General features: G+C 68.4%; 26 protein-coding genes. 8 read left to right on the plus strand and 18 right to left on the minus strand.

What is annotated here, in order from left to right; translation table 11 throughout:
* Window positions 1-8: 8 nt before the first annotated feature.
* Window positions 9-3,581, minus strand: coding sequence for a cobaltochelatase subunit CobN (gene cobN / locus A5724_RS12655; protein WP_197518633.1), 3,573 nt, complete (start codon window positions 3,579-3,581; stop codon window positions 9-11).
* Between the two features lie 354 nt (window positions 3,582-3,935).
* Here cobN and A5724_RS12660 point away from each other — a divergent pair, with 354 nt between their 5' ends.
* Window positions 3,936-4,856 carry a TauD/TfdA family dioxygenase gene (locus A5724_RS12660; RefSeq protein ID WP_067801670.1) on the plus strand — a complete coding sequence of 307 codons (921 nt, stop codon included), beginning with the start codon at window positions 3,936-3,938 and terminating at the stop codon, window positions 4,854-4,856.
* Here A5724_RS12660 and A5724_RS12665 read toward each other — a convergent pair whose 3' ends face one another.
* The gene (locus A5724_RS12665; RefSeq protein WP_067801675.1) at window positions 4,857-5,153 is read right to left on the minus strand and encodes a hypothetical protein; all 297 of its coding nucleotides are present in this window, start codon (window positions 5,151-5,153) and stop codon (window positions 4,857-4,859) included.
* Between the two features lie 264 nt (window positions 5,154-5,417).
* A complete protein-coding gene (locus tag A5724_RS12670; protein ID WP_067801678.1) occupies window positions 5,418-5,708 on the minus strand; it encodes a hypothetical protein in 291 nt (96 codons plus the stop codon).
* A gap of 234 nt (window positions 5,709-5,942) precedes the next feature.
* Between A5724_RS12670 and cobG the strand changes: the two genes are divergently transcribed.
* Window positions 5,943-7,058 (plus strand): precorrin-3B synthase, encoded by a 1,116-nt coding sequence (gene cobG / locus A5724_RS12675; RefSeq protein WP_067801680.1) that lies wholly within the window; start codon window positions 5,943-5,945, stop codon window positions 7,056-7,058.
* Here the strand turns inward: cobG and A5724_RS12680 are convergent.
* The gene (locus tag A5724_RS12680; RefSeq protein WP_067801683.1) at window positions 7,037-7,627 is read right to left on the minus strand and encodes an ABATE domain-containing protein; all 591 of its coding nucleotides are present in this window, start codon (window positions 7,625-7,627) and stop codon (window positions 7,037-7,039) included. The genes cobG and A5724_RS12680 overlap by 22 nt on opposite strands.
* A gap of 63 nt (window positions 7,628-7,690) precedes the next feature.
* On the opposite strand from A5724_RS12680, the gene A5724_RS12685 reads away from it, so the two are divergent.
* The 4 genes from A5724_RS12685 to A5724_RS12700 are packed head-to-tail and all read left to right on the plus strand — an operon-like array spanning window position 7,691 to window position 11,775.
* Window positions 7,691-8,569, plus strand: coding sequence for a DMT family transporter (locus A5724_RS12685; protein WP_082964992.1), 879 nt, complete (start codon window positions 7,691-7,693; stop codon window positions 8,567-8,569).
* Between the two features lie 9 nt (window positions 8,570-8,578).
* The gene (locus A5724_RS12690) at window positions 8,579-9,205 is read left to right on the plus strand and encodes a precorrin-8X methylmutase (RefSeq protein WP_067801691.1); all 627 of its coding nucleotides are present in this window, start codon (window positions 8,579-8,581) and stop codon (window positions 9,203-9,205) included.
* Window positions 9,202-10,668 (plus strand): precorrin-2 C(20)-methyltransferase, encoded by a 1,467-nt coding sequence (locus tag A5724_RS12695; RefSeq protein WP_067801694.1) that lies wholly within the window; start codon window positions 9,202-9,204, stop codon window positions 10,666-10,668. Before A5724_RS12690 ends, A5724_RS12695 begins: the two co-directional genes overlap by 4 nt.
* A gap of 36 nt (window positions 10,669-10,704) precedes the next feature.
* Window positions 10,705-11,775 carry a phosphotransferase family protein gene (locus A5724_RS12700; protein WP_067801697.1) on the plus strand — a complete coding sequence of 357 codons (1,071 nt, stop codon included), beginning with the start codon at window positions 10,705-10,707 and terminating at the stop codon, window positions 11,773-11,775.
* Here the strand turns inward: A5724_RS12700 and A5724_RS12705 are convergent.
* From A5724_RS12705 to A5724_RS12720, 4 genes are read right to left on the minus strand one after another with little or no spacing between them, the layout of a single operon-like run.
* On the minus strand, window positions 11,753-12,484 hold the full coding sequence (locus A5724_RS12705; protein WP_067801700.1) for a cobalt-precorrin-6A reductase: 732 nt from the start codon (window positions 12,482-12,484) through the stop codon (window positions 11,753-11,755). The two genes, A5724_RS12700 and A5724_RS12705, sit on opposite strands and share 23 nt — an antisense overlap.
* The gene (cobM, locus tag A5724_RS12710) at window positions 12,484-13,239 is read right to left on the minus strand and encodes a precorrin-4 C(11)-methyltransferase (RefSeq protein WP_067801994.1); all 756 of its coding nucleotides are present in this window, start codon (window positions 13,237-13,239) and stop codon (window positions 12,484-12,486) included. Before cobM ends, A5724_RS12705 begins: the two co-directional genes overlap by 1 nt.
* A complete protein-coding gene (locus A5724_RS12715; protein WP_067801997.1) occupies window positions 13,236-14,441 on the minus strand; it encodes a bifunctional cobalt-precorrin-7 (C(5))-methyltransferase/cobalt-precorrin-6B (C(15))-methyltransferase in 1,206 nt (401 codons plus the stop codon). The genes cobM and A5724_RS12715 overlap by 4 nt, the downstream gene beginning before the upstream one ends.
* Window positions 14,438-15,187 (minus strand): SDR family NAD(P)-dependent oxidoreductase, encoded by a 750-nt coding sequence (locus A5724_RS12720; RefSeq protein ID WP_067801703.1) that lies wholly within the window; start codon window positions 15,185-15,187, stop codon window positions 14,438-14,440. Before A5724_RS12720 ends, A5724_RS12715 begins: the two co-directional genes overlap by 4 nt.
* A 35-nt stretch (window positions 15,188-15,222) precedes the next feature.
* Between A5724_RS12720 and A5724_RS12725 the strand changes: the two genes are divergently transcribed.
* A complete protein-coding gene (locus A5724_RS12725) occupies window positions 15,223-15,636 on the plus strand; it encodes a F420-dependent biliverdin reductase (RefSeq protein WP_067801706.1) in 414 nt (137 codons plus the stop codon).
* Window positions 15,637-15,654: 18 nt separating this feature from the next.
* Here A5724_RS12725 and A5724_RS12730 read toward each other — a convergent pair whose 3' ends face one another.
* The 4 genes from A5724_RS12730 to A5724_RS12745 are packed head-to-tail and all read right to left on the minus strand — an operon-like array spanning window position 15,655 to window position 18,077.
* On the minus strand, window positions 15,655-16,779 hold the full coding sequence (locus A5724_RS12730) for a Xaa-Pro peptidase family protein (RefSeq protein WP_067801709.1): 1,125 nt from the start codon (window positions 16,777-16,779) through the stop codon (window positions 15,655-15,657).
* Window positions 16,780-16,789: 10 nt separating this feature from the next.
* Window positions 16,790-17,185: a VOC family protein gene (locus A5724_RS12735; RefSeq protein ID WP_067801712.1), complete on the minus strand. Its 396-nt coding sequence runs from the start codon at window positions 17,183-17,185 to the stop codon at window positions 16,790-16,792.
* A 13-nt stretch (window positions 17,186-17,198) separates the two neighbouring features.
* Window positions 17,199-17,567 carry an STAS/SEC14 domain-containing protein gene (locus tag A5724_RS12740; RefSeq protein WP_067801715.1) on the minus strand — a complete coding sequence of 123 codons (369 nt, stop codon included), beginning with the start codon at window positions 17,565-17,567 and terminating at the stop codon, window positions 17,199-17,201.
* 39 nt (window positions 17,568-17,606) lie between these two features.
* Window positions 17,607-18,077 carry an SRPBCC family protein gene (locus tag A5724_RS12745; protein WP_067801719.1) on the minus strand — a complete coding sequence of 157 codons (471 nt, stop codon included), beginning with the start codon at window positions 18,075-18,077 and terminating at the stop codon, window positions 17,607-17,609.
* Between the two features lie 53 nt (window positions 18,078-18,130).
* On the opposite strand from A5724_RS12745, the gene A5724_RS12750 reads away from it, so the two are divergent.
* On the plus strand, window positions 18,131-19,081 hold the full coding sequence (locus A5724_RS12750) for a 5'-3' exonuclease (RefSeq protein ID WP_156752254.1): 951 nt from the start codon (window positions 18,131-18,133) through the stop codon (window positions 19,079-19,081).
* A 3-nt stretch (window positions 19,082-19,084) separates the two neighbouring features.
* Here A5724_RS12750 and A5724_RS12755 read toward each other — a convergent pair whose 3' ends face one another.
* The 6 genes from A5724_RS12755 to A5724_RS12780 are packed head-to-tail and all read right to left on the minus strand — an operon-like array spanning window position 19,085 to window position 25,910.
* The gene (locus A5724_RS12755; RefSeq protein ID WP_067801726.1) at window positions 19,085-19,885 is read right to left on the minus strand and encodes a DUF4333 domain-containing protein; all 801 of its coding nucleotides are present in this window, start codon (window positions 19,883-19,885) and stop codon (window positions 19,085-19,087) included.
* A gap of 39 nt (window positions 19,886-19,924) precedes the next feature.
* Window positions 19,925-22,672, minus strand: a complete 2,748-nt coding sequence (locus tag A5724_RS12760) for an RNA helicase (protein ID WP_067801729.1) — start codon at window positions 22,670-22,672, stop codon at window positions 19,925-19,927.
* Window positions 22,656-23,606: a twin-arginine translocase subunit TatC gene (tatC, locus tag A5724_RS12765; protein ID WP_067801731.1), complete on the minus strand. Its 951-nt coding sequence runs from the start codon at window positions 23,604-23,606 to the stop codon at window positions 22,656-22,658. The genes A5724_RS12760 and tatC overlap by 17 nt, the downstream gene beginning before the upstream one ends.
* A gap of 46 nt (window positions 23,607-23,652) precedes the next feature.
* On the minus strand, window positions 23,653-23,940 hold the full coding sequence (gene tatA, locus A5724_RS12770) for a Sec-independent protein translocase subunit TatA (protein ID WP_067801734.1): 288 nt from the start codon (window positions 23,938-23,940) through the stop codon (window positions 23,653-23,655).
* 30 nt (window positions 23,941-23,970) lie between these two features.
* Window positions 23,971-24,945: a YafY family protein gene (locus tag A5724_RS12775; protein ID WP_067801736.1), complete on the minus strand. Its 975-nt coding sequence runs from the start codon at window positions 24,943-24,945 to the stop codon at window positions 23,971-23,973.
* The gene (locus tag A5724_RS12780) at window positions 24,942-25,910 is read right to left on the minus strand and encodes a YafY family protein (RefSeq protein WP_067801999.1); all 969 of its coding nucleotides are present in this window, start codon (window positions 25,908-25,910) and stop codon (window positions 24,942-24,944) included. Before A5724_RS12780 ends, A5724_RS12775 begins: the two co-directional genes overlap by 4 nt.
* Between the last annotated feature and the right edge of the window lie 6 nt (window positions 25,911-25,916).

Raw genomic sequence — 25,916 nt, forward strand, 5'->3', positions numbered from 1 at the left:
GACCCAACCTAGCCTTCGAGTTCGCCTTCCGTCTCGAGCAGCACCTGTCGCAAACCGTCGAGGGTGGCCTGCTCGGGCCGGGCCCACATGCCGCGGCCGGCGGCCTCCAGCAGGCGTTCCGCCATGCCGTGCAGTGCCCACGGGTTGGACTCGGCCATGAATTTGCGGTTCTGCTCGTCGAGCACGTATTCCGCGGACAGCCGTTCGTACATCCAGTCGGCCAGCACGCCTGCGGTGGCGTCGTAGCCGAACAGGTAGTCGACGGTGGCCGCCATCTCGAACGCACCCTTGTACCCGTGGCGGCGCATCGCGGTCATCCAACGGGGATTGACGACGCGCGCGCGGAACACCCGTGTCGTCTCCTCGGACAGTGTGCGGGTGCGCACGGCGTCCGGTCTGGTGTTGTCGCCGATGTAGGCGGCAGGCGACTGCCCGGTCAGCGCACGCACCGTGGCGACCATGCCGCCGTGGTATTGGAAGTAGTCGTCGGAGTCGGCGATGTCGTGTTCGCGGGTGTCGGTGTTCTTGGCGGCCACCACAATTCGTCGATACTGCCGGTTCATGTCGTCCGCTGCGGGCGCGCCGTCCAGCCCGCGGCCATACGCGAACCCGCCCCATGCGGTGTAGACCTGCGCGAGGTCGGCGTCGTCGCGCCAGTTGCGGCTGTCGATCAGCTGCAGCAGGCCGGCGCCATAGGTTCCCGGCTTGGAGCCGAAAATTCTTGTGGTGGCGCGGCGTTGGTCGCCGTGGTCGGCGAGGTCGGCCTGCGCGTGTGCCCGCACGTAGTTGTCGTCGGCGGACTCGTCGAGGCCCGCGACCAGTTGCACCGCGTCGTCGAGCATGGTCACCACGTGCGGGAAGGCGTCGCGGAAGAAGCCGGAGATGCGCACCGTCACGTCGATGCGCGGCCTGCCGAGTTCGGCCAGCGGCATCGGCTCGAGGTCGACCACTCGACGCGACGCGTCGTCCCAGACCGGCCTGACGCCCAGCAGCGCAAGGACTTCCGCGATGTCGTCGCCTGCCGTGCGCATCGCCGACGTGCCCCACACCGACAGTCCCACCGACTGCGGCCAGCGACCGTAGTCGTCGCGGTAGCGGGCCAGCAGCGAATCCGCCATCGCCACACCGGTTTCCCAGGCCAACCGGGACGGCACGGCCTTGGGGTCGACGGAGTAGAAGTTGCGGCCCGTGGGCAGCACGTTGACCAATCCGCGCAACGGCGAGCCCGACGGCCCCGACGGGATGAAGCGGCCGTCCAGTGCCCGCAGCACCTGGTCGATCTCCCCCGCCGTCCCGGCGAGTCGAGGCACGACTTCGTCAGCGGCGAACCGCAGGATCGCGGCGATGGCGGGGTCGTCGGTCATGGTGTCGGCGGCCGTGGCGTCCCAACCGGTTTCCTGTAGCGCTGCCACCAGGGCGCGGGCGGCGGACTCGGCGGCGTCCACCGCGGTCCGTTCGTCGCTGCCGTCCTCCGCCAGGCCGAGCGCCTGACGCAACCCCGGCACCGTCTGCTCGCCACCGAACAACTGCCTGGCCCGCAGTATGGCCAGCACAAGGTCGAGTTCGGCCTCGCCCGTTGGCCTTTGGCCGAGGACATGCAGCCCGTCGCGGATTTGCACGTCCTTGATCTCGCACAGCCAGCCGTCGACGTGCAGCAGCATGTCGTCGAACGAGTCGTCCTCGGGGCGTTCGTCCAAACCCAGATCGTGGTCCATCTTCGCCGCGCGCATCAGCGTCCAGATCTGCTGCCGGATCGCGGGCAGTTTGCCTGGGTCGAGGGCGGCGATCGTCGCGTGCTCGTCGAGCAACTGTTCCAAACGTGCGATGTCGCCGTAGGTTTCGGCGCGGGCCATCGGCGGGATCAGATGGTCGACCAGCGTGGCGTGGGCGCGGCGCTTGGCCTGGGTGCCCTCGCCGGGATCGTTGACCAGAAACGGGTAGATCAGCGGCAGGTCGCCGAGCGCAGCGTCGGCGCCGCACGCTGCCGACATGCCCAACGTCTTGCCCGGCAGCCATTCCAGGTTGCCGTGCTTGCCGAGGTGGACCACGGCGTCGGCGCCGAATGCGTTGCCGATCCAGTGGTAGGCGGCGAGGTAGTGGTGGCTGGGCGGCAGGTCGGGATCGTGGTAGATGGCGACCGGATTCTCGCCGAATCCGCGCGGCGGCTGAACCATCAACACCACGTTGCCCGCCTGCAGCGCGGCGATCACGATCTCGCCGTCGGGATCGCGGCTTCGGTCGACGAACAACTCGCCAGGCGGCGGGCCCCAGTGTTCGGTGACGGCGTCGGTGAGCTCGGCGGGCAGCCTGTCGAACCACTCGCGATAATCCTTGGCGGACAACCGGATCGGGTTGCCGGCCAGTTGCCCGTCGGTGAGCCAGTCAGGGTCCTGACCGCCGCGCGCGATCAGCGCGTGCACCAACGCGTCGCCGTCCTGCGCGTCGAGGCCGGGAACGTCGTCTATGGCGTAGCCGACGTCGCGCATGGCGCGCAGCAGCGCCACCGCACTGGCCGGGGTGTCCAGTCCGACCGCGTTGCCGATCCGGGCATGTTTGGTGGGGTACGCCGAGAACACCAGCGCGACACGCTTGCTCGACGGCGGAATCGTCCGCAGCCGGGCGTGTTTCACTGCGAGCCCGGCGACGCGCGCGCACCGCTCGGGGTCGGCGACATAGGAGATCAGGCCCTCGTCGTCGATTTCCTTGAACGAGAACGGCACCGTGATGAGGCGACCGTCGAACTCCGGCACGGCGACCTGGGTGGCGACGTCGAGCGGGGACAGCCCGTCGTCGTTGTCCGTCCACTGGGCACGGGAACTCGTCAAACACAGGCCCTGCAGGATCGGAATGTCCAGCGCGGCAAGGTGCGCCACGTTCCAGCTGTCGTCGTTACCGCCCGCGGTGACGGAGGCGGGGGTTGCGCCACCGGCCGCAAGCACGGTGGTCACCATCGCGTCGGTCGTCGACAGCAGGTCCAACAGACCCGCTTCGGCGGTGCGCAGCGAGGCGCAGAACACCGGAAGCGGTCTGCCGCCCGCGTCTTCGACCGCCCGGCACAGCGCTTCGACGTAGTCGGTGTTGCCCGCCAGGTGCTGGGCGCGGTAGTAGAGAAGCGCGATCGTCGGGCCGTCGACGTCACGTGCCGCGCGGTCCAGGACGCCCCACGACGGTGTGGTCTCCGGCGGGGCGAAGCCGAATCCTGTCATCAGCACCGTGTCGCACAGGAACGCGTGCAACTGGCGCAGGTTCGGCACGCTGCCCTGGGCCAGATAGATGTGGGATTGCAGTGCGACGCCGGCGGGCGTCGTGGAATGGCCCATCAGATCGGCGTCCGGCGCCTGCTCGCCGCTGACCACGACGGCAGGCACGCCGCTGGACACCACGGTGTCGATGCCGTCCTGCCAGGCCCGGTAGCCGCCGAGGATGCGGACAACGGCGATGTCGGCGCCGGCCAGCAGTTCCTCGAGTTCGCCGTCGACCAGCCGTGACGGGTTCGCCCACCGGTAGTTCGCGCCGCTTGCCCGCGCCGTGATCAGGTCGGTGTCGGACGTCGACAGCAGCGCGACGGTTGGCTGGTTCACCCACCATTCGTACCGCACCGCCCCCTGGACCGGTGCGGTCGGTGGGTCAGCCGCCGCTGCCCCAGCGGCCGTGCCATGTCTGCGGGTACGGCAACCCGACTCCGGCGATGAGCAGCAGCAGGAACACGCCGAATGCGATGAGCGCGAACATCGTCGTCCTTCCGTGACATTCGGGTTACTACACACGCGTGCAGTAGCCAGAATCTAACGCGCTACCGGTGGATATTGATCCTTCTGTGTGGTAGAGATCACCGCTGCCCGTACTGTGGCGGCCGTCACATCTCGCGTCGTGGAATTCGGATCGCGATCAGCCAAACCGTTTACCTGGCGACCGATGCCTGCCGGAATGGATGCGTGACTGAATTCTTCGATGTGGTGAAACTGGGCGCCAATATCGGGGCCCGCGTTGACGGCGTCCGTCTGGCTGATGATCTCGACGCCCGCACGGTGGTGGCGATCAACGACGCACTGCTGGAACACAAGGTGATCTTCTTCTCTGACCAGCACGACCTGGACGACGACGGTCAACTTGCGTTCGCAGGAAAGCTGGGCACCCCCACCACGGCACACCCCACGCTTTCGGCCGGCGAGTCGGTGCTGCCGATCGACTCGCGATACGACAAGGCCAACAGTTGGCACACCGACGTCACCTTCGTCGACCGTATTCCGAAAGCCTCTCTGCTGCGCGCTGTTTCGCTGCCGAGCTACGGCGGCACCACGGCGTGGGCCTCAACCGAAGCCGCATATGACCAGTTGCCGGAACCGCTGCGGGTGCTCACCGAGAACCTGTGGGCGGTGCACACCAACAAATACGACTACGTCCGCGAACACTTCGACCACAACGAGCAACTGACCGACACGGTTCGGCAGTACCGCGAAGAATTCGTCCGCGAGTACTACGAGACCGAACATCCGGTGGTGCGGGTGCATCCCGAAACGGGTAAGCGGGTGCTGCTGCTCGGACACTTCATCAAGCAGTTCGTCGGCCTCGGCTCTTCGGAGTCGGCGACCCTGTTCAACCTGCTGCAGGCCCGGGTCACCAAGCTGGAGAACACGATTCGCTGGAACTGGTCGCCCGGCGATGTCGCGATCTGGGACAACCGCGCCACCCAGCACTACGCGGTCGCGGACTACGACGACCAGTACCGGCGGCTCAGCCGGGTCACGCTGGCCGGCGACATCCCTGTGGATGTCCACGGCAGGCGCAGCCGCGTCGTCGTCGGTGACGCGTCACAGTATTCGGACGTCGTCAGCCCCGTCGCGCTGGCGAGCTGACTACAGCCGGTCCATTTCGCGTGACATCAAGGCGTTCTCGAGCCAGACGCGCCGCTCGGGGTAGACCGGCTTCGGCGGCTGCGCGGCACTTGCCAGCCAGCTGCCGACAGCCGCGATCATTGCGGTCGCGCTCCACCGGCGGGTCTGTGCCGGTGGCAGTGCCACCGCGGCGGCCGTGCTGAGCAGCACCTGCTGCTCGGTGATCAGCGCGTGCGGCTGAGCCGAGGTCTGTTGAGACGTGACCTGGTGCGTGCGACCCTCGTTGAGTGGCCGTTGCGACGTTGCGGTGTCAGTCATTTCGATTGCTCCCACCCGATGTGCGGTGATGTCCGGCCGAACCGGATCGCCTCAAGTTTCGAAATTAACGCGGTAGTCGGTGGGTCTCACGCGTAGGTGAGTACCTGTTTCCTGGGTTAACCGGCGCTGGTGTACGCAGGTACCGAGCCTGCGCCCGCGGCCGACGCGGCGACGTGCGGAAAAGCCCGCGGCTCGGCGTGACGGTGCGGGCGAGGCGCCGGGTTTGGCTGTGTCGAGCAAACCCGGCTGTCCGTTGGGCACCGGTCATAGCCGCGTCATCTCGCGCGCCATGCGCGAATCTTCGAGGAAATCCACGCGGGGCGGGTAGTGACGCCGCTTCGGCCGCTTCTCGTTGCTGGACACCGCGAATACGGCGAGCAGAACCGCCCGCACGCTGTCGATCCAGCGCGTCTTCACCGGCCGCAACGGGACCGCGGCGGCGGTGGCGAACAGCACCTGCTGCTCTGTGATCAGGACCGGTGTGCGCGGCGGTGCCTCGACATCGGCGGGCCGTTTGACCGGCTCTGCGTCGAAAGGCGCTATCAGATCAGTCATTTCAGTTCTCCCCCTGGTTGACCCCTGGCCGCCGGACGCGGCTGTCGGTTGGGAAGAATCGTCGATCGGTCGTTAGCGATCCTCACGAGTATCCGACTACCTGTTTATCCCCTTCACTGACTACGCAACCGCATCTGCAACGACGGAGTTGGGGTCTAGCAGTGCTTTATTCGATTTCGGCAATGCTGGTCGGCGCGGTGTCATGCCGGTTTCGCGGGGACGTACGGTGGTCTGGTGGCCCGAACCCGCGATCACGACGCTTGCCCCGGCGCACTGCAACTGCATCAGGCGGCAGACGGCGCACTCGCGCGGGTGCGAGTGCCGGGCGGCATGATCACGGCCGACCAACTCAACACTCTCGCGCACGCCGCAATGCAGTTCGGATCGCCTGCCATGGAGTTGACCTCGCGCGGCAGCATCCAGTTGCGGGCCATCACCGATACCGCCGCGGTCGCGGAAGCCGTTGCGGCCGCTGAACTTTTGCCTTCGCAAACGCACGAGCGGGTGCGCAACATCGTCGCATCGCCGTTGTCCGGGCGCGTCGGCGGCATCGCCGACATCCGCGGACTGGTCGCCGAATTGGACGAGGCGATCCAGGCCGAACCCGCTTTGGCGGCGCTGCCGGGCCGGTTCCTGTTCAGCATCGACGACGGGCGCGCCGACGTGTCGGGCCAAGCCGCCGACGCCGGGGCGCACTTCCTGGATCCGTCCACGGCCGCTCTGCTGCTGGCGGGCAAGGACACTGGCGTACGACTGGCGGCGGCTGAGGTGGTTGCCGCGCTCGTCGACGTCGCGGTCCGGTTCGCAGAGATCCGCGGAAAGGCCTGGCGCATAGCCGAACTCGCCGACACCGCGGCCCTGCTCGAGCCGTTCAGCCCGGTGGCGCCGCCGGGAGCGACCTGGCCTGCCGTCACCCGGCCGCCCGTCGGGTGGCTGCCGCAGAACGACGGACGCATCACGCTCGGCGCGGCGGTGCCGTTGGGTGTGCTGCAGGCCAGGGTGGCCGAATTCCTGGCGGCGATCGAGGCGCCGATGGCGATCACCCCGTGGCGCTCGGTGCTCGTGTTCGACCTCGACGAGGGTGTCGCCGACACCGCCCTGCGGGTGTTGGCGCCGATGGATCTGATCTTCGACGAGAACTCGCCATGGCTGTCGGTGAGCGCGTGCACGGGCAGTCCTGGCTGCCACCATTCGGCCGCCGACGTCCGCGCCGACGCGACCGCCGCGGTGGGCGACCGGGCCGACCGTCACCGGCACTTCGTCGGTTGTGACCGGGCATGCGGAAGTCCACCTGTCGGAGACGTGCTGGTGGCCACCGGAGACGGATATCAACGCCGAGCACGGCCGTAGTGTCGGCGTGCACGGTCACGGTTGCCGCAGTCGGCAGAGCTGCACCATCGCCGATTCTGTCGGTGACTGTTGTCCAGGAACAGCCATCCGCAAGCGCTGTCATCACAGCGCCTCACCTGGTCGAACGTGACCTCGGTGAGCAAGTCGACGGCCGCCACGGCCAATCGGTCGAACGGCGTGCGCACCGCGAGTTGCCGGTCGATCCACGTGACGTGGCGCTCGACCGGGCACAGTCGTCTGTGCCGCAGAGCGTCCGCGTAGGCGGCCGCAACCGCGTCGAACGCCGGCTGGGCACCGTCGATCCACAGCGCGTGCAGCGACTCGCGTAGCCGCTTGGCACGCGTGAGGGCATGCGCTGCCGTTGACACATCGGCTCGCGCTGCGCGGATGAGTTCCGAGGCCTCCCTGCTCGAGACCACACCGGCATGCCGACACCAAGCGATGGCGTCGGCGTAGTCGCCGAGATGATCGATCCGGCGGGCGTCATCGCCTCGCCAGGCCACTGTGTTGACGAAGTCGATGGCCGGGTGGCCGCCGCGCAGATCCAGTTGTCCGGCCGGTGACGTCACAATTCCAACCTAACACCTAAATACTGGTTTATATGTTAGATGCTGTGGGCAGCCAATCGAGACATGACCACCATCGAGCGCACTGATTTCCGTTGGTACGTCGGCTTGGCCGTCAGCGCTGTCTGCGTTTCCGCCTCTGCGGTTCTGCTGGGCCTGGCCCACACCACTCCTGCGACAGCGACCGTCGCACGAAGTCTCATGGCGCTGCCCGTTGTTGCTGCGCTTGCCGTCTTCGAGCGCCGACGTAACGGTGGCCTCTCAACGGCAGAGTGCCTGTCGGCGACGGCGTGCGGCGTGTTGTTCGCAGGCGACATGCTGTGGTGGACCCAGTCGATTCCCGAAGTCGGCGCAGGGCTGTCCACGGTGCTGGTGAACACCCAAGTGGCGATCGTGCCGCTGCTGGCATGGCTGGTCGACGGCGAACGCTGCGGTCCACGGTTCCTCTATTCGCTGCCCGTCGTCCTGTTCGGCGTGCAGCTCTCTGGCGGAGTCTTTGAGCGTGGCGTCGGCGGCACCAACCCCGGGTTGGGCACCGTGCACGCGGTTGCGGCCGCACTGTGTTATTCCGGCTTCCTGTTTCTGTTGCGGCGCGGTGGTCAACGTGGCGGGCCCATGCAGACGTACACGGTGGTACTCGCCGCGGCAACCATCGTCGCGTTCGCCGTCGGGCTCGCGACGCACAGCCTCGACATGTCGCCGGGCGGTACCGCAGTCGGGTGGCTGCTTCTGGTCACAATCACCGGCCAGTTGCTCGGTTGGCTACTGGCGGCGTTGTGCACACCCCGGCTGCCCAGCGATGTCAGCTCAGCTCTGCTGCTGCTCACCCCGGTCGGGGCGGTCGGGCTCGGCGCGCTGGTGCTCGGTGAGCGGCCCTCGCCGCTGCAGCTGACGGGGTGCATGCTGGTGCTGGTCGGGAGCTACGCCGGAACCGCCCGCCGCTAGGGTGAGCGGGTGCTCGACTACATCCGCGACGCCGCGGAGATCTACCGGCAGTCGTTCGCGACGATCCGCGACGAGGCAGATCTGTCGCGATTTCCCGACGACGTCGCGCGCGTGGTGGTCCGGTTGATCCACACGTGCGGGCAGGTCGACGTCACCGAGCACGTCGCATTCAGCGACGACGTCGTCGCCAAGGCGCACGCCGCGCTGGCGGGGGGCGCACCGGTGCTCTGCGACTCGTCAATGGTGGCCGCTGGCATCACCAAGTCGCGGCTCCCGGCCGACAACGAGGTGGTGTCGCTGGTGGCCGACAACCGGGCCGCCGAGTTAGCCGGCCGCAACGGCACGACGCGTTCGGCCGCCGCGGTGGATTTGTGGTCCGATCGGCTCGGCGGTGCGGTGATGGCGATCGGCAACGCGCCGACGGCATTGTTCCGGCTGCTGGAACTCATCGACGACGGCGCCCCGACGCCCGCCGCCGTGTTGGGCGGGCCGGTCGGGTTCGTCGGCTCGGCGCAGTCGAAGCAGGAACTGATCGACCGGCCCCGCGGCATGGCCTATCTGGTGGTCACAGGCCGCCGCGGCGGTAGCGCGATGGCCGCGGCCGCCGTCAACGCGATCGCGAGCGCCGAGGAATGAGGGGCACGCTCTGGGGAGTCGGCCTCGGACCGGGTGACCCCGAACTCGTCACGGTCAAGGCGGCGCGGGTGATCGGCGAGGCGGACGTCGTCGCCTACCACAGCGCCCGTCACGGCCGCAGCATCGCGCGCAGCATCGCCGAGCCCTATCTCCGGCCGGGCCAGATCGAGGAGCACCTGGTCTACCCGGTCACTACGGAGGCCACCGACCACCCCGGCGGCTACGCGGGCGCGATGGACGACTTCTACCGCGAGTCCGCCGACACGATCGCCGCGCATCTGGACGCCGGCCGCGACGTGGCGCTGCTGGCCGAGGGCGATCCCCTGTTCTACAGCTCCTACATGCACATGCACACCCGGCTCACCGCACGGTTCGACGCCGTGATCGTGCCTGGCGTGACGTCGGTCAGCGCCGCCTCCGCGGCGACCGGCACCCCCCTCGTCCAGGGCGACGAGGTCCTGACGATCCTGCCCGGCACGCTGCCCGCCGACGAACTCGAGCGCAGGCTCGCCGACACCGACGCCGCAGTGGTGCTCAAACTCGGCCGGTCCTATCCGTCTGTGCGAGAAGCGCTTTCGTTGGCCGGCCGGCTGGACGAAACGTACTACGTGGAGCGAGCCAGCACGCCGGCCCAGCGGGTGCTGCCCGCGAGCGAGGTCGACGACGACAGCGTGCCGTATTTCTCGTTGGCGATGCTGCCCGGCACCACGCAGCGGCCGTCAACCGTCGGCAGCGTCGTCGTGGTCGGCCTCGGGCCTGGTGACACCGACTGGATGACGCCGCAGAGCCGGCGCGAGGTGGCCGCCGCGACCGACCTGATCGGCTACGGCCCGTATCTCGACCGGATCAAAGGCCGCGACGGTCAGCGCAGGCACCCCAGCGACAACACCGACGAACCGGCCCGCGCCCGCCTGGCCTGCACACTGGCCCAGCAGGGTCACGCCGTCGCGGTGGTGTCCTCCGGTGATCCCGGCGTGTTCGCAATGGCGACGGCCGTGCTGGAAGAGGCCAAGCAGTGGCCGGGCGTCGAGGTGCGGGTGATCCCCGCGATGACGGCCGCGCAGGCCGTTGCCAGCCGGGTCGGCGCACCGCTCGGCCACGACTATGCGGTGATTTCGTTGTCCGATCGGCTCAAGCCGTGGGAGGTCATCGAGCAGCGGCTCACCGCAGCGGCGCGCGCTGATCTGGTGCTGGCGGTCTACAACCCCGCGTCCAAGAGCCGCACCTGGCAGGTCGCCGCGATGCGGGACCTGCTGCTGGATCACCGCGACTCCAGCACGCCGGTGGTGATCGGGCGCGACGTGTCGGGGTCCGCCGAGAGCGTGAAGGTGGTCAGGCTCGCCGACCTCGACCCCGCCGATGTCGACATGCGCTGCCTGTTGATCATCGGGTCGTCGCAGACGCAGTGGTACTCCGACGAGGCCGGGGACCGGGTGTTCACGCCGCGTCGCTACCCGACCTAGCAGTCTGGGCGCACCCGCAGTGCTAACGTCCGGCGCGTGACCCTAGACATTCCACGCGGGCCGTCAGATGTAACGCCGGCATGGCTCGGTTCGGCGCTCGGAGCCGACGTCCGCGACGTGGACGTCACCCCGATCGGCACGGGCCAGACGGGCGCGACCTATCGGGTGTGCGCGACGTACGCCGCAAACAGCGGGCTGCCGGACACTTTCGCGGTCAAGCTGTCGGCGCAGGATGACGCGGTCCGCGAGCGCGTCGCACTCGGCTACCGCTCCGAGGTCGAGTTCTACGCTGACGTCGCCGCCCACGTGCAGATCCCGGTGCCGAGGTGTTACTACAGCGACATCAGCGACAGCGGTGCCGACTTCGTTCTGGTGCTCGCCGATATGGCGCCCGCCGTGCAGGGTGACCAGCTCGCGGGGTGCAGCCCGCAGGAGGCGCAACTGGCCGTCGAGGGCCTTGCTGGTTTGCACGGCCCGAGTTGGTGTGACCCGACGTGGCTTGCGCTGAAGGCTGTTTCGATGCCCAAGCCAGGCGACGAGGCAGCGGCGAAAGGTCTCGGCGACGTCTCGGTGATGGCCGCCGACATCACCATCGAGAAGCTTGGCGGCCGGATGAGCGCGGAGGACCGCGACACGCTCCGCGCGGCCATGCGGTTGGTGACGCCGTGGTTGTTGACCGAGCCGACGCGTTATTCGCTGATGCACGGGGACTATCGGCTCGACAACATGCTGTTCGATCCCGACCGCACCCGCATCACGGTGGTCGACTGGCAGACCGTGGGCCTCGGCCTGCCTGCACGGGATTTGGCGTATTTCGCCGCGACCAGCCTGGTGCCGGAGGTGCGCGCGGAGATCGAACGGGATCTCGTCGGCCGCTACCACGACGGGCTGTTGCGTTATGGCGTAACGGGTTACGACGCCGAAACATGTTGGCGGGATTACCGTCTAGGCGTGCTGCAGGCGCCGTTGCTGGGCGGTCTCGGGTTCGCGTTCGCGGCGTCAACCGAGCGCGGCGACGAGATGGTGCTGACCATGTTCCATCGTGGCTGTCGGGCGATCCGCGAGTTGGGCACGCTGGAGTTGATCAACAGCCACCAGTCGATCTGACCCAGTCGGCGGCGGCGGCGACGGTGCTCACCGTCGTCACCCCGGCGGGCAGCAACGGGCGGTCGACCATTACCACCGGGATGCCAAGTGCCGCAGCGGCATCCAACTTCGGCCGCGTCATCGCGCCCCCGCTGTTCTTGGTCACCAGCGCGTCGATGCGGTGTTCGCGCAGCAGAGCCACCTCGCCGCGGTAGTGGTACGGCCCGCGGGACAGCACAAGGTGGTGGCGACGGGGCAATGTGGTCGGCTCGGGGGCCGTGACCGCACGGATCAGGAACCAGGCGTCGACGTTGGCGAAGGCTACCGTGCCGGATCGACCGGTGGTCAGAAACACGCGCGAATAGCCGTTGGCGGTCACCGTTTTCGCTGCGTCGGTGTCGGACGCCACGACGATCGCGTCGCCGGGATCCCAGCCAGGCCGGGCCAGCACGAGATGCGGCAGGCCCATGTCGCGGCATGCGGCGGCGGCGTTGCCGGTGATCGTGGCCGCGTAGGGATGAGTGGCGTCGACGACGGCGTCGACGCGGGTATCGCGCAGCCACCGGCGCAGGCCGTCGACGCCGCCGAAGCCGCCGATCCGGACCTCACCCACCGGGAGCGCGGGGTCGGGGACGCGACCGGCCAGCGAGCTGATCACCTCGACATCCCGGTGCAATTGGGCGGCCAGCGCGCGAGCTTCGGATGTGCCGCCGAGAAGCAGGATGCGCATCAGTGCCGTCCCCGGCGCACCCGACCGGACGAGTAGAGATAGCTGTCGGCGAACCCTTCGGCGGCGAGCACGTCGCCGACCACGATGACGGCGGTGCGGGTGATGCCTGCCTCCTTGGTCTGCTCGGCCAGTTCGGCCAGGGTGCAACGCAGCACCGTCTCCTGCGGCCACGTGGCGAATGCCACTACCGCGCAGGGTGTTTCGGGTCGGTAGCCGCCGGCGATCAGGTCCGGCGCGATCGAGTCGATCTGCGCGGCGGCCAGATGCAGCACCAGCGTCGAACCGGATGCCGACAGGGTCCGCAGGTCCTCCCCCGGCGGCATCGCGGTGGACAGCGTCGCGACCCGCGTCAGGGTGACGGTCTGCGCAACGCCGGGCACGGTGAGCTCGCGGCCCAACACGGCCGCCGCGGCGGCGAATGCCGGTACGCCGGGGACGATCTCGTAGTCGACACCGAGCGCGTCGAGTCGACGGCATTGTTCGGCTAGGGCGCTGTAGATCGACGGGTCGCCGGAATGCAGTCGTGCGACGTCGAGGCCCGCCGCATGCGCGTCGGCGAGTTCGGTGATGATCTGGTCGAGCGTCAGCGGTCCGGTGTCGACCACCCGTGCCTCCGGCGGGCAGAGTGCCAGCAGGTCCTCGGGCATGATCGACCCGGCGTACAGGCAGACCGGACACCTGCTGAGCAGACGCTGGCCGCGCACGGTGATCAGGTCGGCGGCGCCGGGGCCGGCACCGATGAAGTACACCGTCATTCCTTGGTCACCGACCACTGGGTGATGGGCATGGCGGGCCGCCAACCGGTCAAACCGCCCAGCGGCTCGCCGCGGTAGTGCTGGAACCGACGAAGCTCGCCGCCGAGATGCGAATACCACTGGGCGAGAACGGCTTCGGATTCAGCGGTGACGGCGTTGACCACCAGCCGTCCACCGGAGGGCAGCTTGTCGTAACAGGCCTCCAGCAGGCCCGGTTGAGTGACCCCGCCGCCGATGAACATCGCCGTCGGCCGCGGTATCCCGTCCACGCCACCGTCCCTGAGGATTGCTTCGTCGAATGCGGCGGGCGCCGCGCCGCGTACATCCACCATGACTCCGTGTGCCAACGCGTTCTCGGCGATCTGGTTGCGGCGCTGCGCGTCACGCTCGAACGCCACTGCCCGACACCGTGATCCGCTGCGGCACCATTCGATCGCGACGCTGCCGGATCCGGCGCCCACGTCCCATAGCAGCTCGCCGTCCCGCGGCGCCAGCGCGGCGAGAGTGACCGCGCGCACCGACTGCTTGGTGATTTGGCCGTCGTGGGCGAACGCGTCGTCGGGCAGCACCGATCGCCGAGAATCGTTGGGCAGGTAGCGCACCGCCACTACGTTGAGATCGTCGACATCGTCGGGCGGATTGGCCGCCCACTCGCGGGCCGTGGCGTCGCGGCGACGCTCTTTGGGCCCCCCGAGCTGTTCGAGCACGGCGAGTTCGGAATCACCTCGACCGCCGTCGGTCAGCAACCGGGCCACGATGGTGGGGCCGCCGCCGTCACGACACAGCACGATCGCCTGCCCGCCGCGCCGCACTGCCGTGTGTGGTTCAGCGGTCATCAGACTGATCACTTCGGTTTCCTGCACGGGCCAGCCGAGCCGTGCGCACGCCAGCGTCACCGACGACACGTGCGGCAGCACGGTCACCTTGTCCGCACCCAACAACCGGATGAGCAGGCCAGCGACGCCATGAAGCATGGGGTCCCCGCTGGCGACGACGTGGACGTCGCCGTCGATATCGCCAAGGGACTCCACCACGCCCAGCATCGGCGATGGCCATTGCCTGCGCTCGGCGGTGACGCTGTCGTCGAGCAGGTCCAGTTGCCGAGACGACCCGTAAACCACTGTCGCGCTGCGCAACTCGGCAGCTGAGGCCGGCGCCAGCCCGGACATGCCGTCGGCGCCGATGCCCACGACGGTGATCATCTCGGCATCCTCCGCCACACCGGCTGCGGCAGCAGCCGCATCACGGCAGCGAGCGCTCCCACCTGCCAGGGAAACCAGACGCTGCGCCGGGTGCCGTTCAATGCGCGCACGGTCGCGTCGGCCACCTGCGGCGCGGTCCTGGAGAACGGCGCAGGCGCCATGCCCTCGGTCATCCGCCCGATCACGAAGCCCGGCCGCACCACCAACAACCGCACCCCGGAGCCGTGCAACGCGTCGGCGAGGCCGCTGCAGAACCCGTCCAATCCCGCTTTCGCCGAGCCGTATACGTAGTTCGCACGCCGCACCCGCGCACCCGCTATCGACGAGAACGTGACGATCGTGCCGCGCCCTGCCGACCGCATCACGTTGGCGAGCACGGTCAACAGGCTCACTTGAGCGACGTAGTCGGTGTGCACGATGGCGGCGGCGTGCGCGGGATCCTTCTCGGCCAGGGCCTGATCGCCGAGGATGCCGAACGCCAACACCGCGCTGCGGATCGGACCGAGTTCGGCGACGATCTCGTCGACCAGCGGGCCGTGTGACGCGAGGTCGTCGGCATCGAATTCGCGGACGTGCACGGGCGCGGCGCCCGCCGCTCGCACTGCGGAGACCTCGTCGTCGAGGGTGTCGGCGCGACGGGCCGCGAGCACCACGGTGGCGCCCGCACCCAGCCGGGTGGCCAGTTCCAGCCCGATCTCGCTGCGGCCGCCGAAAATCACGACCAGCCCGGGGTCCGTGTCCTTCACGAACCTGATTATGTCCTGCGCTACCGTGAGCCTTGATGGCGAAGGCAACCACCCGACTCACGAACGACGCGTTGGCGTTTCTCACCGAACGGCATCTGGCCATGTTGACGACGCTGCGCTCGGACAATTCCCCACACGTGGTGGCGGTCGGGTTCACCTTCGATCCGAAGACACACATCGCGCGGGTGATCACCACCGGCGGCTCGCAGAAGGCGGTGAACGCGCAGCAGCGCGGTGTCGCGGTGCTCAGCCAGGTCGACGGTGCCCGCTGGCTGTCGCTGGAGGGCAAGGCGGTGGTCAACACCGAGACCGACGCGGTGCGCGACGCCGAACTGCGGTACGCCCAGCGCTACCGCACGCCGCGGGTGAACCCGAAGCGGGTGGTCATCGAGGTCCGCGTGGAGCGGGTGCTGGGGTCCTCCGACCTGCTCGACCGCGCCGAAGACTAGGTCCTCATAGGCGCGAACTCAGGCGGGTACGACGACCAGGTCGTGCGGGCGGTTGTTCACCGACACCGCGCCGTCGGCGGTGACCACCACGATGTCCTCGATGCGGGCGCCCCACTGACCCGGGAAGTAGATACCGGGCTCGACGGAAAACGCCATGCCCGGCTCCAACGGCAAGTTGTTGCCTGCGACGATGTAGGGCTCCTCGTGCACCGACAGCCCGATACCGTGGCCGGTGCGGTGCACGAACGCGTCGGCCAACCCTTCGGCGGCCAGCACGTCACGCGCGACGGCGTCCACCTGTTCCGCGGTCACCCCTGGCCGCACCGCCTCGACCGCGGCCTGTTGAGCGCGTTGCAGCACCGCGTAGCGCCTGGCCACCTCGGGGTCGGGCTCGCCGATGCTGTAGGTGCGCGTCGAGTCGGAGTTGTATCCCGGCTCGTACGGGCCGCCGATGTCGACGACAACGATGTCGCCGGCGCGCAATTCACGGTCGGAGCACTCGTGGTGCGGGTCGGCGCCGTGCGGCCCCGAGCCGACGATGATGAAGGCCACCTCTGAATGTCCCTCGGCGACAATCGCTTCGGCGATATCCGCGGCGACGTCTGCTTCGGTTCTGCCGGGCACCAGAAACTCCGGGACGCGGGCGTGCACCCGGTCGATCGCCGCGCCGGCCTTACGGAGCGCGTCTACTTCGGCGGCGTCCTTGATCATCCGCAACCGGCGCAACACGCTCGTGGCGAGCACCGGCACCACCCCGAGCACCTCGGCGAGCGGAAGCAGGTGTAGCGCGGGCATGGCGTCGGTGACAGCGGTCGCGACGGGCGCGCCCCCCAGCGCGTCGGCGACCAACGCGTACGGGTCGTCGCCGTCGACCCAGTCACGCACGGCCAGACCGAGTTCGGTGACCGCGGACTCCTTCAACGAGGCCAGTTCCAGCCGCGGCACCACGACCGTCGGTGCACCGTCGGCAGGCAACACCAACGCGGTCAGCCGCTCGAAGGTCTGCGCCCGCGAACCCACCAGATACCGCAGGTCGTATCCGGGGGTGATGACGAGCCCGGCCAGGCCCGCTTCGGCGGCGGCGGACGCGGCCGCGTTGAGCCGCTGCGCGTACACATCGGTGCTGAATCGACTGGCGGTCATGCCATGAAGGCTAATCGCGGGCCCAATAGCTGGCGACCTCGATCAGGTTGTCGTCGGGATCGCGGCAGTAATGCGACGTCATTGGGCCCGCAGCGCCGGTCTTCGGCACCGGCCCCGCCGTGATCGTCACTCCGCAAGCCCGCAGGTGGGCCCCGATCTCGTCCGGGCTCAGGTCGGCGATGAAGCACAGATCCAGCGACCCGGGGGCGTCGACCGCGCCGGTCTCCCAATTGGGCGCGCCCGTCGGCCGCACGTTGATCTTCTGGTTGCCGAAGGCAAGCGCAATCCGATTGTCGCCGAACACTTCTCGTCTCATGCCGAGCACCCGCACATACCAGTCGACCGTGGCGTCGACGTCGCGACAATTGAGCACAACGTGGTCGATGTGATCAACACCGAAGGGCATCTGTTCTCCTCCGTCAGCCCGCGGCCCACTGCGCGGCCCGGTCGACCTCGTCGAGCCCGAACAATGCGAGTTCGCCGGGAACCATCCAGGCGAACGCGTGCAGCGCGTGGGCCACCCAATCTTTGTCGGAAACCACCGCAATTCGTCTGAACGCCGAGTGGTGGTGAATCAATGCACCGAGCCCCAGCTTCAGGTCTTCTGCCAGCCCGCCAGGCCCGAAGCCTTCGTAGTCGGAGGCGATCACCTCGACGATCCTGATCTCACCGGTCTTGGCCAGGTGCTCCATCGTCGGCTTGAAATCGCGCAGGTCGTCACCGCGCACGCGGCCTGACACGCGGATGCCGGTGACGCCCGCCGGCATGCCGGGCAACATCTCGATCATCCGTCCAGTGTGACTCGCCAGCCGAACGCGGTGGCTGATTCACAGGCGCCGTTGCAGTGTGCGCACCCGGCGGCGCAGCGCCGCGACGGGCCGCATCGCGTACTGCCTCTCGATGGCACGGGCGCCGGACCGGAAGAACCGGCGTACCGCGTCACTGGCCGCCTTCTCGTCGCCGTCGGTGACCGAGAACTGGGCTGTCCAAATCGCGGTGGATCGGTGTTGTCCGCCAGGGCGGATGCGGAACTCGCCGCGAAAATCTGCGATCGGCAGATTCGCCAAAGAGGCTTCGTATCGGTAGATCCGTTGCGCGGGATCGTATTCGGTCAACCGCTCCTCCCACCGCAGGCCGTCCTCGGTCTCCAGAATCCGGACCGCGCCGGGCTGTTCGCCTTCTCCGGACGCCGCGGTGATCATCGGATGCCAATCGGCGATGCTGTGGAACCCGCCGAGTTCACGCCACATCGAATCGGCGCTGCGATGGGCATCGGCGAAGACTTGCACCTGCGGCATGCCCTACCGGATACCCGCGAAAGTGCTGCGCAACCCCTGGCAGGATGACCGGCATGTCCTTGTTGCTGCTCGACGGCGCCAGCATGTGGTTCCGCTCGTATTTCGGTGTGCCCTCATCGATCAAGGCGCCCGACGGACGGCCCGTCAACGCGGTACGCGGTTTTCTCGACGCGGTCGCGACGCTGATCACCCGGGAGCAACCGACGCGACTGGTGGTATGCCGCGACGATGACTGGCGTCCGCAGTGGCGTGTCGACCTGATCCCGTCGTACAAGGCGCACCGTGTGCTCGAGGAGAACCCGGACGGACAACCCGACATCGAAGAGGTCCCCGACGAGTTGACCCCGCAGGTGGACATGATCATGGAGATCCTGGACGCCTTCGGCATTCCGACCGCGGGCGCCCCGCAATGCGAGGCCGACGACGTTCTGGGCACGTTGGCCTACCGCGAACGTCGCGACCCGGTCGTGGTGGTCAGCGGTGACCGCGACCTGCTGCAACTGGTGTGCGACGACCCGGTCGCGGTCCGGGTGCTCTACCTGGGCCGCGGATTGGCCAAAGCCACCAAGTTCGGGCCCGCCGAAGTCGCCGAAACCTACGGTGTGCCGGTCGACCGCGCCGGACCCGCTTACGCCGAACTGGCGTTGCTGCGCGGGGATCCGTCGGACGGCCTACCCGGGGTGCCAGGCATCGGCGAGAAGACGGCTGCGACGCTTTTGGCGCAGCACGGCTCGCTCGAGACGATCCTGGCTGCGGCGCAGGACCCGAAATCAAAGATGTCCAAGGCGTACCGGAACAAGTTGCTGGCGGCCACCGACTACATCGAGGCGGCGGGGCCCGTCGTGCGGGTGGCCGCCGACGCCGACGTCAGCTTCTCCACGAAGTCCGACAAGCTGCCGCTGGCGGCCGAGCATCCGCGCAAGGTCGTCGAACTCGCCGAACAGTACGGAGTGACGTCGTCGATCGGTCGCCTGCAAAAGGCGCTCGACGCGCTGCCCGGATAGCCGCTACTTGGGCCTGCCCACCTCGTAGGTGCCCTTGTCGTCCTGGAACGTCACGGTGACCTGGCGCTTGGTGCCGTCGATGCTGACCTCGCAGTTGAAGGTTTCGCCCTTCTTCACCGTGGGGTTCTGGCCGTCGTTGCACTTGACGTCCTTGACGTTCTTCGCGCCGTAGCCGTTGGCCTCGTCGGTCAGGATCTGCTGCACCCCGGTCTGCGCGGCGTTGATGTCCAGCTTGTTGGTCCAGAACCAGCCCGGCGTGACGAATCCCAGCACCGCCACCGCCGCGATCACAATGAGGACGAGAGCCCCGACGACACCGAGGATGACGCGCATCGAGCGCTTGGAGCTTTCTTCCGAACCTGGCGCGGTGTACTGCGGGAACTGCCCGTACTGACCAGGCTGTTGGCCGTATTGGTCGGGCTGCTGCCCATACGGCTGGCCAGGCGGAGGCGCGTAGGGCTGACCCGGTTGGGGGGTGTATTGGCCGGGCTGACCGTACTGCCCCGGATAGGTCGGCGGCGTGTACGCCCCAGGCTGGGCGTACTGCTCACCCGACGAGTACTGCTGCGGCGGCTGATACGCCGGCGCGCCCGGCTGCTGATACTGCGGATACTGATGCTGTTGCGGATCGTAAGCCGGCGGAGGCTGCCAGGACGGCGCCGCGGTGGTCGGTTGTTCGGCCCCTGGAGTCGGCGGCTGCCACGGCTGATTCGCCGACGGGTCGCTTGACGTCTGATCCTGCCCAGACTCCGGTTGCTGACCGGGCCACGGCTGCGTCGGATCAGATCCTTGCGGTCCGCTCATGTCTCTCCTTGCTCATGGGTCGCACTGCTGGCGAACACACTACCCGGCATCAACAGCCACGACGCCGCGTCGAATGTCGTTGATAGCGCGTTTCGCGGTCGTCCGCAGCGCCGGTGTCGGTGCGGCGTTGCGGACCTGGTCGAGCAGGTCGAGCACCTGACGGCACCACCGCACGAAATCGCCCGCCGACAACGGTGTCCCGGTGCCTGAGGCGTCGGAGGCGGCGAGCGCGGTGGTCAGGTCGCCGGTGGTGGCCCAGCGGTAGATGGCGGTGACGAAACCCTCTTCGGGCTCACGGCTTTGGGCGATCCGGTGCCGCTGCTCGTCGGCGCGCAACTCGCTCCACAACCGACGGGTCTGGTTCAGCGCGCGACGCACCTTGCCGGTCGGCACTTGAATTCCGTCCGGGGCGCCCGGCGCGTCGCCCCGCGATTCGAAGAGCACCGATGACACCACGGCCGCGAGTTCGGCGGGCTCCAGCCCGTCCCAGGTGCCGCTGCGCAGGCATTCGGCGACCAATAGGTCACTCTCGCTGTAGATCCTGGCCAACAACCGGCCGTCGTCGGTGACCTTGGGGTCGGCGCCTTCGCCGTCGATGAACCCGCGCTCGGTCAGCAGCACGACGATGCGGTCGAAGGTGCGGGCCAGCGAGTTGGTGGCGGCCGCGATCTTCTGCCGCAACTGTTCGTTGTCGCGTTCGACGCGCATATAGCGTTCCGCCAACCGGGCCTTGGCTTCCCGTTCGGGCAAGTGATGGGCGGGGTGACCGCGCATCTGTTCGCGCAGTCCCGCGAGTTCGGGGTCGACGTCGCGTTCCTTCGGCGGTCCGCTGCGGTGGCGGTTGCCCGACGGCACGTCGAGTCCCGTCGACGCCGAACGCAGCGCCGAGGCGAGGTCGCGGCGCATCCGCGGGTTGCGGTGTTCGACCCGTTTGGGCAGCGGCATCGAGCCCAACGGTTCCGACGCGCCCGAGTAGTCGGCCGACGAAATGCGCCCGGCCCAACGGTGTTCGGTGAGCACCAGCGGCCGCGGATCGTCGCTGTCACGGTCGGCTTCGAGCACGACTGCCAGGCCGCCGCGGCGGCCGTGGGTGATGGTGATGATGTCGCCGCGGCGCAGCGCGGCCAGCGCGTCGTTGGCGGCCCGCCGCCGTTGCAGACGCGACGCCCGCGACTGCGCGCGTTCGCGTTCCGAGATCTGCTGTCGCAGCCGCACATACGCCAGGATCGGCGCGTCACGTCCGCCGTCGAGTTCTCCTGCGATTTCGTCGAGTAACCGTTCGCCGCGCTCGACGGCACGGACCAACCCGACCACCGAGCGGTCGGCCTGATACTGAGCGAAGGAGCTTTCAAGCAGTTTGTGTGCCTGCGTGGGCCCCATCTGGTTCACCAGGTTGATGGTCATGTTGTAAGTCGGCGCGAACGAACTGCGCAGCGGAAAGGTACGCGTCGACGCCAGACCAGCGACCTCGGCCGGGTCGATGTCGGGATGCCACAACACCACCGCATGCCCTTCGACGTCGATGCCGCGTCGTCCCGCCCGGCCCGTCAACTGGGTGTACTCCCCCGGCGTCAACGGCATGTGCTGCTCACCGTTGAACTTGACCAGCCGTTCGAGCACCACCGTGCGCGCCGGCATGTTGATGCCCAAAGCCAGTGTCTCCGTTGCGAAGACAGCCTTCACCAAGCCTGCGGTGAACAGCTCCTCCACGGTGTGGCGGAAGATCGGCAGCATTCCCGCGTGGTGGGCGGCCAACCCGCGCAGCAGTCCTTCGCGCCATTCGTGGTAGTCGAGGACGACGAGATCGGCGTCGTTGAGGTCGGCGGTGCGCCGGTCGATGATCTCCGCGATGCGGACCCGCTCCTCGTCGGAGGTGAGTCGCAGCGACGAGCGCAGGCATTGCTTGACCGCGGCGTCGCAGCCCGCCCGGGAGAACACGAAAGTGATTGCAGGCAACAGGCCTTCGCGGTCGAGCGCGGTGATCACGTCGGGCCTGCCCGGTGGCCGGTAGATGCTGGGTCGGGAGCGGCCACGGCCGCGGGGCTGCCAGTCGGCCAGCCGGTCGGCCTCCCGCCGATTCGCGATGTGGCGCAGCAGTTCCGGGTCGACCAGAAGTTCGCGACCGGACTTGGTGGCCTTCGAGTTGCGGTAGTCGAACAGGTCGAACAGTCGCTTGCCGACCAGGACGTGCTGCCACAACGGGACCGGGCGGTGTTCGTCGACGACGACGGTGGTGTCGCCGCGCACGGTCTGGATCCAGCCGCCGAACTCCTCGGCGTTGCTGACCGTCGCCGAGAGGCTGACCAGCCGCACCTCCTCGGGCAGATGCAGGATCACTTCCTCCCACACCGCGCCGCGCATGCGGTCGGCCAGGAAGTGCACCTCGTCCATCACCACGTGCGAAAGACCGCGCAGCGCAGGCGAATCCGCGTAAAGCATGTTGCGGAGCACTTCGGTGGTCATCACGACGACGTCGGCGTCGCCGTTGATCGACTGGTCGCCGGTGAGCAGGCCGATCCGCTCCGGACCGTACCTGGCCACCAGATCGTTGTGCTTCTGGTTGCTCAACGCTTTGATCGGCGTGGTGTAGAAACACTTTCGGCCCGCGGCCAACGCCAGGTGCACGGCGAACTCGCCGACGACGGTCTTGCCCGCACCGGTCGGTGCGCACACCAGCACGCCGTGGCCGTTCTCCAGCGCTTGGCAGGCGCGCTGCTGAAAGTCGTCCAGCGCAAACGACAACTGCGCGGAGAAGCTGGCGAGTTGGTCGCTAGGTGGCGTCGTCATCGATCACGACCCGGGACGGGGCGGGCACGGCGCTCGGCGCCTCGATCGGCTCGACACTGCCGATCGGCGCAGCGAGTTCGTCGGGGACGTCCTCGGCCGCCGCGCGCCGGGCCTTGCGCCGGTCGTGAATGCGGGCCAGCTGGATGGACACCTCCAGCAGCAGAGACAGGGCCAGCGCCAACGCCAGCATCGAAAACGGGTCCGACCCGGGCGTCGCGAACGCGGCGAAAATGAAGAGGCCGAAGATCAGTCCGCGCCGCCACGCCTTCAGCCGGTCGTAGGTCAGGATGCCGACGAGGTTGAGCATGATGATCAGCAGCGGGAATTCGAAGCTGATGCCGAACACCAGCAGCAGGTTGATCAGGAAGCCGAAGTACTGCTCGCCGGACAGCGCGGTGACCTGGACGTCGCTGCCGACGGTCAACAGGAAGTGCAACGCCTTCGACAACACGACGTAGGCGAGCACGGCGCCGGTGACGAACAGCACCGCCCCGACGGCGACGAACGCGCTGGCGAACCGACGTTCCTTTTTGTACAAGCCGGGGGTGATGAACGCCCACAGTTGATACAGCCACACCGGGCAGGCCAGGATGACGCCTGCGGTCAGCCCCACCTTCAGCCGCAGCATGAACTGGTCGAACGGCGCCGTCGCCAACAGCCGGCATTCGCCGTCGGGTGCGATGGCGGCGCGCGCGGACGGCGGCAGCGAACAGTACGGCCCGCGCAGCCACTCGCCGAGACTGGGGAACCCGAAGAAGCTGTGGCTGTACCAGAAGAACCCGGCGATCGTCGTCAGCACGACGGCGGCGACCGCGATCAGCAGCCGGGTCCGCAGTTCGGTGAGGTGCTCGACCAACGACATGGTGCCGTCGGGGTTCACGCGCGACCGACGTCGACGCGGATCGAGTTTCTTGAAGATTCCGGGGGTTTGCACGGGCTATCTACGCCGCGTCACGATGCGGCCATTGGGTTGGCGTCGGTCAGGCCGGGCGTTGATCCGACCGCTGCTCGGCCTGCGGGGCCGGCGGTGGCGTCTCGACGCGCTCCGAGGAGATCGGCGTGGCCGCCGGAGCCGCTTGGCCGGCGACGTTGGGCGCCGGTGCGGAGGCCTCCGGCTTGGAGTCCGACTGCATCTCTTTGATCTCCGATTTGAAGATCCGCATCGACTTGCCGAGTGAACGCGCTGCGTCCGGCAGCTTCTTGGCGCCGAAGAGCAGCACGAATACGGCGATGACGATTACCCAGTGCCAGGGCTGAAGACCGCCCATTTTTGTTACCTCCAGACGTCTGGACCGAGTCTACCTGCCGGCGCTGTCCGCACCGACCTCGTAGGCGTGCAGGGCAGCGGTCGCGGACTCGCGGACCCGCTGAGCCAGCGATTCGGGCTCCAGGACGCGGACCGCGGAGCCGAAGCCCAGCACGAACCGTGCCATCCACTCCTCGGAGGCGTAGGTCATGGCGGCCTGGCAGGCGCCGTCGGCCAGCTCGCGGATGTCCCGCAGCGGGTAGTAGTCGAACATCCACGACGCGGACCGGTCGATCAGCAGGGTGGCCGACGGCAACGACGGGTCGGCGTCGAACAGTGAGGTGTCCGGTTCGGCCTGCACCGCCGGTGGCGGCGGGGCGGACGGCTCGTCGAGCACGTGCGCGTCGACGATGCGGTCGAAGCGGAACAGCCGCACGCCTTCGGCGGAGCGACACCAGGCCTCCAGATAGCTGTGGTCGGCGACCAGTACGACGCGGATGGGGTCGACGATGCGGCTGGTGAGCACGTCGTGGGAGGCCGAGTAGTACTCGATGGACAGGGCGCGGCCGTTGCGCACGGCGGCGCGGACCGCGGCGGCGGCCTCGCTTTCAGCGGGAGCGGGCGCGTCGACCGCGGCTTCGGCGCCCCGACCCACTGTGCCCGCGGCGGATTCGATCTTGGCGATCGCGCTGCGCGCGGCCTCGGGGTCGACCATGCCGGGCACGTCGAGCAGCGCCCGCAGCGCGACCAGGATGCCGGTGGCCTCCGGCGACGTCAGCCGCAGCGGGTGGTCGATACCCGCGGTGAAGGTGACTTCGATTGTGTCGCCGGAGAATTCGAAGTCGATGAGGTCACCGGGGCCGTAGCCGGGCAGCCCGCACATCCACAGCTGGTTGAGGTCGTCGCGCAGTTGTTTGACGCTGACGCCGAGGTCGGTGGCCGCCTCAGCGTAGGTGATCTTCGGGTTGGCCTGGAAGTACGGCACCATGTTGAGCAGCCGAACCAGCCGGGTGGACACGGCGGTCATGCGGGCACCTCGCCGGCTTGGGCGCGCAGGCGCGCCAGGACGTCGTCGCGCAGGGCCTGCGGTTCGAGGACGACAGCATCGGGGCCGTAGCTGGCGATTTCGCGGGCGAGGCGGTCCATCATGCCGATCTCGACGGTGATCTCGTCACCTGCGCGGCCGCCGAGGGTGCGCGGTCCGACGATGGATGCGTGACGGCGCAGGGCAGTGGCGCGACCGTCGGCGACCCACACCCGGGCTTCACCGGTGCTGGGCCACTCGCCTACTGCGCGGTCGACGATCTCGCGCAGGTTGACGCCTTCGGGCGGTTTGACCGCGCCGGTCGGGCCGATCGGGGTGACGTCGGCGCCGATGCGGGACAGCCGGAAGGTGCGGGTGGCGTTGCGGTCGCGGTCGTGCCCGACCAGGTACCAGCGCCCCTTGTCAGTGACGACGCCCCACGGTTCGACGGTGCGCACGGTGTAAGGGTCGCTGCGCGATGGCCGGTGCGGGAATTGGACGGCTTGACCAGAGTCGATGGCGGACAACAGGATTCCCAACACATCTTCGGAGCCGCGCAGTCCGGGCAGCATGCCGGTGGAGGAGATCGCGATGGCCGAGTCGGAGGCGTCGACGTCGACGCCTGCGGCACGCAGCTTGAGCAGTGCGCCTTGCGTGGCCGTGATCAGCTCGGGTGATTCCCAGAGTTGGGTGGCGACGGCGACGGCGGCGGCCTCGTCGGCGGTCAACTCGACGGCGGGCAGCGCGTAGGCGTCGCGGTTGATGCGGTAGCCCTCGGTGGGGTCGAACTGCGACACTCGCCCGGTTTCGAGCGGGATGCCGAGGTCGCGAAGTTCGTTCTTGTCGCGCTCGAACATCCGGGAGAACGCTTCGTCGCTGGCGCTGTCGGCGTAACCGGAGACGGTTTCGCGGATCCGCTCGGCGGTGATGTAGGTGCGGGTGGACAGCAGCGCGATGACGAGGTTCATCAGCCG

The sequence above is a fragment of the Mycobacterium sp. ACS1612 genome (assembly GCF_001667505.1).
Taxonomy (GTDB): Bacteria; Actinomycetota; Actinomycetes; order Mycobacteriales; family Mycobacteriaceae; genus Mycobacterium.